This is a genomic window from Candidatus Pelagibacter sp. HIMB1509, from assembly GCF_052047855.1.
GTDB lineage: Bacteria > Pseudomonadota > Alphaproteobacteria > Pelagibacterales > Pelagibacteraceae > Pelagibacter.
Map to the genome: position 1 here is coordinate 1058859 of NZ_JBNAIU010000001.1, position 13633 is coordinate 1072491.

Consider the following 13633-nt stretch of genomic DNA (forward strand, 5'->3'; position numbering starts at 1 on the left):
AATTAAAATTGTAAAGCTTTTGTGAGAAATTTTTTATCTAACTTGCAATCTTTATATCCTCTTTTAACTATGTTTAGATATCTTTCTGTAGGAAACTTAAAAGGAGATTTTTTAACCATTGTATAAGTCATGACTTTTTTTCCATAATAATAGAAATAGTATTTTTTATATAAAATTGGAAAATCCTCATAAACATCCAACTTTTTCTCATCACTTTTTGAAATTTCAAATAATCCACCTGGTACGATGGAATTTTTTTTTGGCTCAATGTCTGCTGCTCTGTATTTGCTTCTAAATGTTAATTTAAAATCTTTTAAGTTTATTTTTTTTAAAAAAACACTGTCTTTGCATCTTCGTTTCATTTGAAAATGATGAAGATTGCTACCGTAAGCAAAATACAACATTAGCGCTCAACTACCTCAATTTTTTTTTCATTTACAAATTTTAAAATCTGCGAATTACAATCATCAATTTTATTTTGATCTTCTGATCTAATAACTATCGATACACCAAGCTTACCAGCATGAAAAAATGGGTAACTGCCAATCTCAACGTCCAAATTATTATTTTGTACTTTTGTTAATGAACTTGCTATTTCACTTTCAACTGTTCTTAAATTTATAGTTAAGCTTTTGATTGGTTCACCTCCAACTATATTATTTGTTAATCCACCTAACATGGATTTTAATATAGAAGGAACCCCTGGAAGCGAATAAACATTCTCAACATTAAATCCTGGAGCGCCACTTGTTGGATTTAAAATAAGATTTGCATTTTCAGGCATCCATGCCATTTTTTGTCTTCCCTCATTAAATTCTCCAGGTTGGTAATATTCTTCTAGAATTTTGAAAGCTTCTTTATGAACTTCATATTTTATTCCAAATGCTTTTGAAACTGATTGAGCTGTTATATCATCGTGAGTAGGTCCAATACCACCAGTTGTAAAAACATAATCATATTTTGATCTAAGTAAATTTAGTGTTTCAACTATAATATTTTCTACATCGGGAATTACTCTAACTTCCTCAATTTTTACCCCTATAGAATTTAACCAAGTTGCTAATGTTGAGGTATTAGTATCTTGCGTTCTTCCAGATAAAATTTCATTACCAATAATTAAAATAGAAGCTTTAAATTTTGCTTTTTTATCCATATGAAATATATAATTTACTCATGGAATTTACCAAGTCTTTAGTAAAAGGCAAACTAATCAAACGTTACAAAAGGTTTTTTACCGACATAAAACTTGGTAAAGAAATTGTCACAGCTCATTGTCCTAACACAGGTTCTATGAAAGGTTTATTAAATGAGGGTAATGAAGTTTATTTACTGCCAAATAATGATCCTAAGAGAAAACTAAAGTTTGGACTTGAAATAATTAAATCAAGAAAAAATTTAGTAGGTGTTAATACTCATATGGCTAACAAGATAGTAAATCATGCTATCGAAAATAATTTGATCAAAGAATTAAAAAATAACGACAAAATAAAACCAGAAGTATTCTTTAATAAGGAAACTAGATTTGATTTTTTGCTAGAAAAAAAAAATAAAAAAAGCTTTGTAGAGGTAAAGAACGTTACGTTATTTAGAGATAAAGAAACCGCTGAGTTTCCAGATGCTATTACTTCAAGAGGTTCTAAGCATTTATTAACTCTTATTGATGCCATAAATAAAGGTTATAAAGGTTATCTGATATTTTTAGTTCAAATTCAAAATATGAAATATTTTAAAATAGCTAAAGATATCGATGAAGAATATTATGTAAATTATAAAAAAGCTAAAAGAGCAGGAGTAAATTTTCTAGCTTATAGATGTGATATAAATTCAAAAAAAATTATTGTAGATAAAAAACTTAAATTTTTAGATGAGTGATTATAAAGAAAAATTTGAAAAAATGAGAATTGCTGGTGATTTAGCAGCAAGGACACTTGATATGTTAACAGATAACATTAAGGAAGGTGTCTCAACTGATTATATAGATAAATTGGGATATGAGTTTATAAGAGATAACGGAGGACACTCTGCTCCACTTTACTATAGAGGTTTTACTAAATCTTTATGTACTTCATTAAATCATGTTGTATGTCATGGAATTCCTTCGGATAGAGTTTTAAGAGATGGTGATGCAGTAAATGTTGATGTTACTGCAATTGTAGATGAACATTATGGTGATACCAGTAGAATGTTTTGCATTGGTAAAACACCAATTAAATTAAACAATCTAATAGATGCAACATATGACTCTATGATGAGAGCAATTAGAATTTTAAAACCAGGAATTAAATTAGGTGATATTGGTTACGAAATTCAATCATTTGTTGAAGAAAAAGGATACTCTGTTGTTAGAGATTTTTGTGGTCATGGTATAAGTACAACATTTCATGAACCACCAAACATTTTACATTATGGAAGTAAAAACTCCGGACCAGAGTTAAAACCTGGAATGACTTTTACAATAGAGCCAATGATAAATTCAGGTAAATATGATGTCAAAATGTTAAATGATGGTTGGACTGCTGTCACAAAAGATAAATCTTTATCTGCTCAATTTGAACATACGTTAGGAATTACTGAAAATGGTTATGAAATCTTTACAGAATCTGCTAAAGGTTACTCAAAGCCTCCATACTTATAATTAATGATTAAAAGATACTCTCGAAAAGAACTAACTGATATTTGGTCAGAGGAAAATAAATACAAAATTTGGCTAGATGTAGAGGTTGCAGCTGCTGAGGCTATGGAAAAACTTGGTCAAATACCAAGAGGAGTAGCTTCGATTGTTAGAAAAAAAGCAGTCATCAATGTAAATAGAATACATAAAATTGAATCCGAAGTTAAACATGATGTTATAGCTTTTCTTACCTCTGTTACAGAAAAAGCGGGAATTAAAGCAAGATATTTGCATCAAGGGATGACTTCATCAGATGTACTTGATACCAGTTTTAATATCCAAATGGTTCAATCAGGTAAAATCATCTTAAAAGACTTAGATCAAATTTTAAAAGTTCTTAAGAAGCAGGCAAAAAAATATAAAATGACTCCATGTATGGGAAGAAGTCACGGAATTCATGCTGAACCAGTTACTTTTGGATTAAAATTGGCTTCGTTTTACGAAGAATTTAAGAGAAATAGAAAAAGACTTAAAGATGCGATAGATGAAGTGTCCACTTGCGCAATATCAGGAGCAGTTGGAACTTTTGCAAATATTAGCCCAAATGTAGAAAAACATGTTGCAAAAAAATTAGGTTTAAAAGTTGAGCCAATATCAACTCAAGTTATTCCAAGAGATAGGCATGCTTTTTATTTTTCAGTTTTAGGTATTATTGCAGGTTCAATTGAAAGAGTTGCTATTGAAATAAGACATTTACAAAGAACAGAGGTTTATGAATTACAAGAATATTTCTCAAAAAACCAAAAAGGATCTTCTGCAATGCCTCACAAGAAAAATCCAATTTTAAGTGAAAACTTAACTGGTTTAGCAAGAATGGTTAGAAGTGCTGTGATGCCAGCTTTAGAAAATATAGCGCTCTGGCATGAAAGAGACATATCTCATTCAAGTGTTGAAAGAAATATTGGTCCTGATGCAAATATTACAACTGACTTTGCATTAGTTAGATTAACAAATATTTTAGATAACATGATTGTTTATCCTAAAAAAATGTTAGAAAATTTAAATATAACAAAAGGACTAATTTTCTCTCAAGAAGTGATGCTTGAATTAACTAAATCTGGTTTAAGTAGAGAACAATCTTACCGAATGGTTCAAAATTACGCAAAAAAATGTTTTGCAGAAAATCTAAATTTATTTGATGTGATCTCTAATGATAAATTTATTATGAGTAAAATTACCACAAAAAGGTTAAAATCAATATTTAGTTACGCAAAACACTTTAAAAATGTAAATTTGATCTTTAGAAGAGTTTTTAAATAATGAAAAAGGGAAAGAAACTATACGAAGGTAAAGCTAAAATCATTTATGCAACAAATGATAAAAATTTAGTTATCCAATATTTTAAAGACGACGCAACAGCATTTAACAATCAAAAGAAAACTACTATTGAAGGTAAAGGTGTTTTAAATAATAGAATATCTGAACACATTCTCTCAAATTTAACTCAAATAGGAATTAAAAATCATTTAGTTAAAAGACTAAACATGCGTGAACAAATCATTAAGTTGGTAGAGATCATTCCAATTGAATTTATTGTTAGAAATGTTGCAACAGGATCTATCACGAAAAGACTGGGTATCGAAGATGGAACTGTTTTAAAAGAACCACTAATTGAATACTGCTTAAAAGATGACAAATTAGGTGACCCTCTAATTGCAGAAGAGCACATATTAGCTTTTGATTGGGCTACTAAAAATGAAATTGATAAAGTTAAAAAAATGATTTTAAGAATTAATGACTTTATGATTGGTATGTTTAGAGGTGTTGGAATTAAGTTAATTGATTTTAAATTAGAATTTGGAAGATTAAAGTCAAATGGCAAACAAGAAGTAATCTTAGCAGATGAAATAAGCCCTGACACATGTAGACTTTGGGACAGTATTACAGATAAAAAACTTGATAAGGATCGATTTAGAAAAGATTTAGGTGATTTAATACCAGCATATACAGAAGTTGCTAAAAGATTAGGTATTTTGCATGAACAATCAAATGTGAGTGCTGTGAATGTTACAAAATTGTCATCTGTTAAAAGAAAGAAAAAATGAAAATCTCGGTAATCATTACTTTAAAAAAAGATGTTTTAGATCCTCAAGGTAAAGTTATTCATCAAACTTTAGATGGCATGGGCTTTAATGATATTAATGAAGTTAGACAAGGTAAATATTTTGAAATTGATACAAAAGAAAATGATCCAAAAAAAGCTAAAGATAAAGTTGAAGAAATGTGCAAAAAACTTTTAGCCAATCTTGTAATTGAAAACTATAAAATTATTGATCTAAAATAATTAATGAAATCGTCCGTCATTACTTTTCCTGGATCTAATTGCGATAGAGATATGGATGTTGCTCTAAAAAAATTTGGATTTAAAAATAAAATGGTTTGGCATGATGATGCTGAACTGCCTAAAAGTGATTTAATAGTATTGCCAGGTGGGTTTTCATATGGTGATTATTTAAGATGTGGAAGTATGGCTTCTAAATCTAAAATTATGAAATCAGTAATTAATTTTGCAAACTCCGGTGGCATGGTAATGGGAATTTGTAATGGTTTTCAAATACTAGTTGAAACAGGTTTGGTTCCTGGTGTGTTATTGAGAAACAAATATTTAGAATTTATTTGCAAAAATGTGTTTGTAAAAATTAATAATAAATCAAATAATTATTTTAATAATATTAAAAATGATGTTTTAGAATTTCATATTGCTCACAATGAAGGAAATTATTTTTGTACGAAAGATCAATTAAAAGAAATTGAAGATAATGAACAAGTTGCAATAAATTATTGTGATGAAAATGGAAAAGTAGAAGATGATTTTAACCCAAATGGTTCAGTTAAAAATATCGCTGGTATTTTTAATAAAGAAAAAAATGTTTTAGGTATGATGCCTCATCCTGAGAGAATGATTGATAATTGTTTATCTGGAGAAGATGGTTCAATTTTTTTTAATAATTTAATTAATAATTTAAAATGATTGTAAACGAACAGGTAGCTATTGATCATGGTTTAAAGAAAGATGAATATGCTAAAATTTGTGAATTATTAAAAAGAACACCAAATATTACTGAATTAGGTATCTTTTCTGCAATGTGGAATGAGCATTGCTCTTATAAATCTTCAAGACTTCATTTAAAAAAACTTCCTACAAAAGGAAAAAAAGTAATTCAAGGACCAGGAGAAAATGCTGGTGTTATTGATATTGAAGATGATGATGCCATTGTATTTAAAATTGAAAGCCATAACCATCCATCGTTTATTGAGCCCTATCAAGGTGCAGCAACTGGTGTTGGTGGGATTATGAGAGATGTGTTCACAATGGGCGCAAGACCTATTGCTAACTTAAACTCAATTCATTTTGGTTCCCCACAACACAAAAAAACAAAAAATCTATTAAGAGGTGTAATTCATGGAATTGGAGGATATGGAAATTGCATGGGCGTTCCAACAGTTGCGGGGCAAACAAGTTTTGATAGCTCATATAACGGAAATATCTTAGTTAATGCAATGACCCTTGGCTTGGTCAAAAAAGACAAGATTTTTTATTCAAAAGCAGCAGGTTTAAATAAACCAGTTATCTATGTCGGTTCAAAAACAGGAAGAGATGGAATTCATGGAGCTAGTATGGCTTCAGCAAGTTTTGATGACAAAATAGAGGAAAAGAAACCTACTGTCCAAGTTGGGGATCCATTTACTGAAAAACTGTTACTTGAAGCTTGTTTAGAATTAATGGCTGGGGACTCGATTATTGCAATACAAGATATGGGAGCAGCAGGATTAACCTCATCAAGTATTGAAATGGCTTCTAAAGGAAATCTTGGAATTGAAATAAATCTCAACAAAGTTCCTTGTAGAGAAGCTAAAATGACTCCCTATGAAATTATGCTTTCAGAAAGCCAAGAGAGAATGTTGATTGTTTTAGAAAATGGAAAAGAAAAACAGGCAAAAAAAATATTTGATAAATGGAATTTAGATTTTGCTGTGATTGGTAAAACAACTAACTCAAAAAAAATACAACTTTATTTTGATGATGAAATCGTAGCTGATATCCCTGTAAATACATTGGTCGAAAATTCACCTATGTACGATCGTAAATGGAAAAAAGCAAAGTTACCTAAAAAAAATAAAATTAAAAAAGAAGATTTAAAAAATTTAAAAGTTATTGATGTTCTTAAAAAAATTTTAGCAAACCCAAATATTTGTAGCAAAGAATGGATTTGGCAACAATACGATCATACAGTCATGGGTGATACTATTCAAAAACCAGGTGGTGATGCTGGAGTTGTTAGAGTACATGGAACGAATAAAGCTGTAGCAGCATCAGTAGACAGTTCTGCAGTTTATTGTTGGGCCCACCCTCTTACTGGTGGAAAACAAGTTGTATGTGAAAGTTTTAGAAATTTAATTGCTGTTGGAGCAAAACCTATTGCTATTACCAATTGCTTAAATTTTGGAAGCCCAGAAAATGAGGAGAATATGGGTGAATTTGTTGAATGTGTTCAAGGAATTGGTGAGGCAAGTGAATATTTAAAATTCCCAGTCGTTTCAGGAAATGTATCCTTTTACAATCAAACTAGGGATGAAGGTATCAAGCCTACCCCTGCTATTGGAGGAGTCGGTTTAATAAAAGACTATAATAAAATGATCACCATGGATTTTAAAGAAGTTGATAATGTGATTTTAGTTATAGGAAAAACAGAAGGTCATTTAGATCAAAGTTTATTTGCAAGAAATATTTTAGACGAAAAAAATGGTCCGCCACCAGAAATAAATTTGTTTAACGAAAAAAATAATGGTGAAACTTTATTAAAACTCATTGAAAGTAATCTTATTAAAAGCGCACACGATGTTTCTTTAGGGGGAATTATTACTGCAGTCGCTAAAATGTGTATCAAAGGTAAAAAAGGAATTAATCTATATAAACCAAAATATTTAATTAATGAAATGGAGTATTTCTTTGGTGAGGATCAAGGACGTTACATTATTGAAGTAAATAAAAAGGATTTAAAAAAAGTTAAAGATATCTTGAATAAAAACGCAGTTCATTTTGATGAACTTGGTACAATCAATGAAAATGAGCTATATATTGATGATAAGACAAAAGTTACAATTGACGAATTAACAAGTTCAAATAAAAAGTGGCTTTCAGATTATATGAGTAACTAATGGCAATGGATTTAAAAGAAATTGAGAGTTTAATTAAAGAGGCAATGCCTGATGCAGTTGTTGAAATACAGGATTTAGCGGGAGATGGAAATCATTATTCAGCGACTGTGACCTCTTCTCAGTTTTCAGGAAAAAGTAAAATTGAACAACATAAAATGGTATATAATTCTCTAAAAGGTCGAATGGGAAATGAATTACATGCCCTAGCAATTAAAACAAAGGAGCAATAATGGACGAAAATACAAAAAATACAATTCAAGATCATATAGACAATAATGATGTATGTTTATTTATGAAAGGAACTCCAGATGCTCCCCAATGTGGTTTTTCAATGGCTGTATCAAATATGTTAAAAATTCTTGAAGTAAATTTTAAAGGAGTGAATGTTTTAGAAGATCAAAATATTAGAGAAGGAATTAAAGTTTACAGTGATTGGCCAACAATTCCACAATTGTATATTAAAAAAGAATTCGTAGGTGGTTGTGATATTGTGAAAGAAATGTACGAAAATGGAGAACTAAAAAAGGTTCTTGAAGACAAAGGGATAAGTTTCAAAAACTAATTTTTAAAATTTTTTATTAAGAAAATTATCTAGAATAATATTCAATAACTAGATTCGGTTCCATAATTACTGGATAAGGAACTTCTTCAAATTTAGGAACTCTTACAAATTTCAACTTTTTGTTCTTTTCATCCATTTGGATGTATTCTGGTGTTTCTCTCTCTTTATTCGCTAAAGCGATATCAATGATTGCTAGTTGCTTAGATTTGTCTCTAATTTCGATTGTATCTTCTTCTTTAACTAAATAACTTCCAATATTAACTTTTTTACCGTTCACTCTTACATGTCCATGGTTAATTAATTGTCTAGCAGAGAAAATAGTAGTTGCAAATTTTGCTCTATAAATCACAGCATCTAATCTTCTCTCTAAAAGACCAATTAGATTTTCACCAGTATCTCCTTTAAGCATAACTGCTTTTTTGTAGATATTTCTGAACTGTTTTTCATTAATATTTCCGTAGTAAGCTTTTAGTTTTTGTTTAGCTTGTAACTGAATTCCATAATCTGAAGGTTTCGATGTTTTTGTTTGACCGTGTTGACCAGGTCCGTAAGCTCTAGTGTTAAAAGGACTTTTCGGTCTACCCCAAAGGTTAACCTTTAATCTTCTATCTACTTTATGTTTAGAGTTTAATCTTTTTGTCATTTAATAGTGGGCTTTATAAACTTACTCTTACTTTTGTCAATCAACGTTTTTTACCTAAACTCGCAAATACACCAGATAAAATGCGCGTTTCTTTAGTTGATAATTCCATCCGGTAAAAAATATTTCTTAAGTTTTCAAGCATTATTGGCTTCTTCTCTTTTGATTTGAAGAAATTAATCTCCTCCAGATTCTGGATACATAAATTTGCCATCGCAACTATCTCTTTTTTAGAGGCTGATTTAACTTTGTCTGATTTATTAAAAGAGCTTACTTTTGAATTAATGATACTTGATACATATTGAGCAATAATTATCAAACTATGAGATAGGTTTAACGACTTAAAATCAGGATTTGTTGGTATTTGAAGTGTGTAATTAGCATAACTAATTTCATTATTAGATAAACCTGATGCCTCCGACCCAAATAAGAAGGCGACTTTTTTTTTATAATTAATTTTTTTTAAATCTTCTAATTGAATGTGCTTTATATTTTTATTTCTAAATCTTGCAGATGTTGCGATAACAGTGTCTATATTCTTTAAAGACTTTTCTAAATTTTCATAACACTTTGCTTTGTTAATAATATTTTTAGCACCAACAGAGGTTGCTAAAATTTTATCATTTGGAAATATTGGTTTAGGATCAACAACAATTAATTTTTTAAAATTGAAATTTTTCATTCCTCTGGCGCAAGCTCCAATATTTTCTGAAAGCTGAGGTTTGTGTAAAATAAAAGAAATATTTTTAACAGACATTAATCAATGCCATGATTTCTGTTATAACTAGAAATAGCAGAAGGTTTGATATTGTTTAAATATTTAGGATCTAATGACCAAATAGAAACTTTTAAAGGATAACATTTAGCAACATCAGAGGAATGTTCAGATCCACAATCTCCTCCTGGACAAGCAGAAAGAGCTCCTAAAATATCTGTTTCAGCAAAAAATTCCAGATAATCCCCTGGTCTAACTGGACTAGCTTTCATAAAGTATTGTTTAGTATCATTAGTAAAACCAGTAAGCATAAATACATTTAATACATCATGAACTATTTTTTCAGCATGATCTAATTGAACATTTTTTTCTTTAACTAGTGCTCTTGTTAGATTTGAATGACAACAATAGTGGTAATCATTATCGCTTAAAAGTTTTGAAGTATAAGGATCACATCTAGTACCAATTACATCATGGACAGAGCCACCATCTTTATCATAATCATACCAATCCAAAGTATCCCAAGTTATTGTCGCTAAAGATCTAAGGTATGGAAAGCTGCTAAACATTTTGTCTCCAACTGATAGATGTGTCCCATATAAAGCTCTTGTTTTTCCTGAATAAAATTTTTCCTCTAAATTATTTAAATTAAATAAATTTAGATCTCCTACTTGTGGACCATCTACACTTTCAATTCTAAAAAACTCACCAAATTTTACCTCAAACGTTTTTGCATCTCTTGGAGGAATAATTACTTCATCTTTTTTAACCAAATGCTCTCTTGCAGAATGTAAAATACTTAAATTTTTATCTTCAATTGTGGTATTTGGATAACAAACGATGGGCTTTGCCCCTATTCTACTATCGATATCTGTTGGTTTTTCTGAAAATTTTTTAATTTTCATTTTTATAAACTTCCAGGCGCTTTATCCTTAAATAATTTATAATCTAAACTATCCACTAATGCTTTAAATGAAGCATCAATTATATTAGGTGATACTCCGATTGTGAACCAGTTCACTCCTTTAGAGTCTGTACTTTCAATACTAACTCTTGTTACTGCTTCTGTACCTGTATTTAAAATTCTAACTTTATAGTCAACAAGCCTTAAATCTTTCAAATACTCAGAATATTTTGCAAGCTTATTTACATTCTTTCTAATTGCATTATCTAAAGCATTAACAGGTCCGTTTCCTTGTCCTTCACATAAAATTTTGTCCCCGTCCACTTCTAATTGAGCTTTAGCATATGATATTATCTCTCCAGTTTTATCTTTCTTTACAGAAACATCGTATTCATTAATTGAAATATATCTTGGTATCTCTCCCATTAGTCTTCTAGCTAACAATTCAAAAGAAGCGTCAGCACCATCGTAACTATAACCAATAAACTCTCTATCTTTCACTTCATCTAAGAGTTTTTTAATTTTTGGGTCACTTTTTTCAACATTGATACCAATTGAATTTAATCTTGACATTATGTTTGATTGTCCTGATTGATCTGAAACTACAATATTTCTAGAGTTTCCTACCTCTTCAGGGTTAATGTGTTCATAAGTTTTAGGATCTTTTTGAACAGCAGATACATGCATACCACCTTTATGTGAGAAAGCTGAGGCACCAACATAAGGCAAATGTTTATTAGGTTTTCTATTTAATATTTCATCTAGCAATCTTGAGCATTGAGTTAAATTTTTTAAATTTTCTCTTTTAATACTAAGTTCAAATTTGTCTGAAAAATCTTTCTTTAAAAAAAATGAAGGTATTAAAGACATTAAATTTGCATTACCACATCTTTCTCCTAATCCGTTTATAGTTCCTTGAACTTGTCTTGCTCCTGCTTGAACTGCAGCAAGACTATTCGCTACTGCATTTTCGGTATCATTATGAGCATGTATTCCTAAGTTATTTCCTGGAATATGCTTGCTTACTTCGGTTACAATTTTAGAAATTTCATGTGGAAGTGTTCCACCGTTAGTATCACACAATACAATCCATCTAGCTCCATTATCATAAGCAGCTTTCAAACAAGACAATGCGTATTCTGGATTAGATTTATAACCATCAAAGAAATGCTCTGCATCAAACATAAATTCTTTACCTGATTTAACAATATGCTTGGTGCTTTCACTTATGTTAGTTAAATTTTGTTCATTAGTAATTCCTAAGGCAACTTTAACTTGGAAATCCCATGATTTTCCAAATAAACAAACTGCTGAGCTTTTTGAATTAATTAATGATGATAACATTGGATCATTTTCAGCACTATGTTCTGATTTTTTTGTCATGCCAAATGCGGTTAATTTAGCTGATTTAAAATTATGATCTTTATTAAAAAATTCTGTATCTGTTGGATTAGCGCCTGGCCAACCTCCTTCTACATAATCAACTCCCAACATATCTAATGCTGATGAAATTTTCTTTTTATCATCAATGGAAAAATCAACTCCTTGCGTCTGTGCACCATCACGTAATGTTGTATCAAAAATATAAAGTTGTTCTTTACTCATTTAAATTTCCAAGTCGTTTTACCATCTTTATCTTCTATTAAAACACCTTTGTCTAAAAGCTCATTTCTAATTTTGTCAGCTTCCTCGTAATTTTTGTTCTCTCTAGCTTTGTTTCTTTCGTCAATTTTCTGCAAAATTTCTTTTTCTGAAATAGAAGCTTTGCTCATTTTGAAGCTTAACCACTCATCTTTATTTTGGTTTAAAAGTCCTACGAACTGACAAGCAGAAACAAATACAGCTTTATCATTGTCATTACCTTTTAGTGCTTTTTCATATAATTTGTGTAAATTTGCTATGTAACCTGGTGTGTTTAAATCATCATACAGAGGTTGAAGAATTTCATCCGAGATATCTGCATTATTTTTACTATCTACATAAACATTGTACCATTTGTTAATAGTATTTTGACAATCTTCTAAAAGTTTATCATTCCAATCTAATGGTTGTTTATAATGCGCACTCATTAAAGCTAATCTTAAAACCTGACCACTTATCTTATTTCTAAAATCTTTTATTTTTAAAATGTTACCTTGAGATTTTGCCATCTTTTCATTGGACATAGTAATAAATGCATTGTGCAACCAAAAATTAGCAAATACCTTTGTATCATTAGCACATCTTGATTGTGCTATTTCATTTTCATGATGGGGGAATATTAAATCAATACCACCTCCATGAACATCAAACTCATCTCCTAAAAATTTTTTTGACATTGCTGAACATTCTAAATGCCATCCAGGTCTTCCTTTTCCCCATGGAGAGTCCCAAGAAGGTTCATCACTTGCTGATGGCTTCCATAAAACAAAATCTTCTGAATTTTTTTTATTTTCACTTATTTCAATCCTTGATCCTGCAATTAAGTCTTCTAGTTTTTTGTTTGATAGCTGACCATAATCATTAAACTTTTTAACCTCAAAATAAACATGGTTGTTATTCTCATAAGCAAAACCTTTTTTGATTAATTCAGAAACCATTTCAATCATCAAATCAATATTTTCAGTTGCTTTAGGTTGATGAGTTGGTGTTTCACAATTTAAATAATTACAATCTTCACCAAAACTTTTAGTAACTTTATTTGTTAGCTCTGAAATTGAAATATTATTTTCTTTTGAAGATTTAATAATTTTATCATCTACATCTGTAATATTTCTAACATAAGTAACTTTTAAATATTTTTTTTTAAAAATTTTATAAAGGATATCAAAAACAACTATTGGTCTTGCATTACCAATATGAGGATCATCATAAACTGTTGGTCCACAAACATACATTCTTATATTTTGTTCATCTATTGGAACAAATTTTTCTTTTTTGTTTGTAAGATTGTTTGTTAAAAAAATATCATTACTCATAATTTTAGAAATATACTTAAATTA

The 13633-nt window shown here is 29.7% G+C and carries 16 protein-coding genes; 9 read left to right on the forward strand and 7 right to left on the reverse strand.

Annotated features, from left to right (window positions below; genetic code table 11):
• Positions 1-2: 2 nt before the first annotated feature.
• Entirely contained in the window at positions 3-404 is a 402-nt protein-coding gene (locus tag ACTTBO_RS05695) for a gamma-glutamylcyclotransferase family protein (RefSeq protein WP_440652359.1), read from the reverse strand.
• A complete protein-coding gene (locus ACTTBO_RS05700; RefSeq protein WP_440656758.1) occupies positions 404-1153 on the reverse strand; it encodes a competence/damage-inducible protein A in 750 nt (249 codons plus the stop codon). The genes ACTTBO_RS05695 and ACTTBO_RS05700 overlap by 1 nt, the downstream gene beginning before the upstream one ends.
• A 20-nt stretch (positions 1154-1173) precedes the next feature.
• Here ACTTBO_RS05700 and sfsA point away from each other — a divergent pair, with 20 nt between their 5' ends.
• The 9 genes from sfsA to grxD are packed head-to-tail and all read left to right on the forward strand — an operon-like array spanning position 1174 to position 8393.
• Positions 1174-1872, forward strand: a complete 699-nt coding sequence (gene sfsA, locus ACTTBO_RS05705; RefSeq protein WP_440656759.1) for a DNA/RNA nuclease SfsA — start codon at positions 1174-1176, stop codon at positions 1870-1872.
• Positions 1865-2635, forward strand: coding sequence for a type I methionyl aminopeptidase (gene map / locus ACTTBO_RS05710; protein ID WP_440656760.1), 771 nt, complete (start codon positions 1865-1867; stop codon positions 2633-2635). The genes sfsA and map overlap by 8 nt, the downstream gene beginning before the upstream one ends.
• Positions 2636-2638: 3 nt before the next feature.
• Positions 2639-3931, forward strand: coding sequence for an adenylosuccinate lyase (gene purB / locus ACTTBO_RS05715; RefSeq protein ID WP_440656761.1), 1293 nt, complete (start codon positions 2639-2641; stop codon positions 3929-3931).
• Positions 3931-4716 (forward strand): phosphoribosylaminoimidazolesuccinocarboxamide synthase, encoded by a 786-nt coding sequence (gene purC / locus ACTTBO_RS05720; protein WP_440656762.1) that lies wholly within the window; start codon positions 3931-3933, stop codon positions 4714-4716. Before purB ends, purC begins: the two co-directional genes overlap by 1 nt.
• Positions 4713-4955 carry a phosphoribosylformylglycinamidine synthase subunit PurS gene (gene purS / locus ACTTBO_RS05725; protein ID WP_440656763.1) on the forward strand — a complete coding sequence of 81 codons (243 nt, stop codon included), beginning with the start codon at positions 4713-4715 and terminating at the stop codon, positions 4953-4955. Before purC ends, purS begins: the two co-directional genes overlap by 4 nt.
• Before the next feature lie 3 nt (positions 4956-4958).
• Positions 4959-5642 carry a phosphoribosylformylglycinamidine synthase I gene (gene purQ, locus ACTTBO_RS05730; protein ID WP_440656764.1) on the forward strand — a complete coding sequence of 228 codons (684 nt, stop codon included), beginning with the start codon at positions 4959-4961 and terminating at the stop codon, positions 5640-5642.
• Positions 5639-7831, forward strand: coding sequence for a phosphoribosylformylglycinamidine synthase subunit PurL (gene purL / locus ACTTBO_RS05735; protein WP_440656765.1), 2193 nt, complete (start codon positions 5639-5641; stop codon positions 7829-7831). The genes purQ and purL overlap by 4 nt, the downstream gene beginning before the upstream one ends.
• Positions 7831-8061 (forward strand): BolA/IbaG family iron-sulfur metabolism protein, encoded by a 231-nt coding sequence (locus ACTTBO_RS05740; RefSeq protein WP_262589071.1) that lies wholly within the window; start codon positions 7831-7833, stop codon positions 8059-8061. The genes purL and ACTTBO_RS05740 overlap by 1 nt, the downstream gene beginning before the upstream one ends.
• Positions 8061-8393 (forward strand): Grx4 family monothiol glutaredoxin, encoded by a 333-nt coding sequence (gene grxD / locus ACTTBO_RS05745; RefSeq protein ID WP_440656766.1) that lies wholly within the window; start codon positions 8061-8063, stop codon positions 8391-8393. The genes ACTTBO_RS05740 and grxD overlap by 1 nt, the downstream gene beginning before the upstream one ends.
• 25 nt (positions 8394-8418) lie before the next feature.
• Here the strand turns inward: grxD and rpsD are convergent, their stop codons facing one another.
• From rpsD to cysS, 5 genes are read right to left on the reverse strand one after another with little or no spacing between them, the layout of a single operon-like run.
• A complete protein-coding gene (rpsD, locus tag ACTTBO_RS05750; RefSeq protein ID WP_440633469.1) occupies positions 8419-9036 on the reverse strand; it encodes a 30S ribosomal protein S4 in 618 nt (205 codons plus the stop codon).
• Positions 9037-9076: 40 nt separating this feature from the next.
• A complete protein-coding gene (locus ACTTBO_RS05755; protein WP_440656767.1) occupies positions 9077-9790 on the reverse strand; it encodes an RNA methyltransferase in 714 nt (237 codons plus the stop codon).
• On the reverse strand, positions 9790-10653 hold the full coding sequence (locus ACTTBO_RS05760) for an urea carboxylase-associated family protein (RefSeq protein WP_440656768.1): 864 nt from the start codon (positions 10651-10653) through the stop codon (positions 9790-9792). Before ACTTBO_RS05760 ends, ACTTBO_RS05755 begins: the two co-directional genes overlap by 1 nt.
• A 2-nt stretch (positions 10654-10655) precedes the next feature.
• Positions 10656-12257: a citramalate synthase gene (gene cimA, locus ACTTBO_RS05765; RefSeq protein WP_440656769.1), complete on the reverse strand. Its 1602-nt coding sequence runs from the start codon at positions 12255-12257 to the stop codon at positions 10656-10658.
• Positions 12254-13609: a cysteine--tRNA ligase gene (gene cysS, locus ACTTBO_RS05770; protein ID WP_440656770.1), complete on the reverse strand. Its 1356-nt coding sequence runs from the start codon at positions 13607-13609 to the stop codon at positions 12254-12256. Before cysS ends, cimA begins: the two co-directional genes overlap by 4 nt.
• Positions 13610-13633 lie beyond the last annotated feature (24 nt).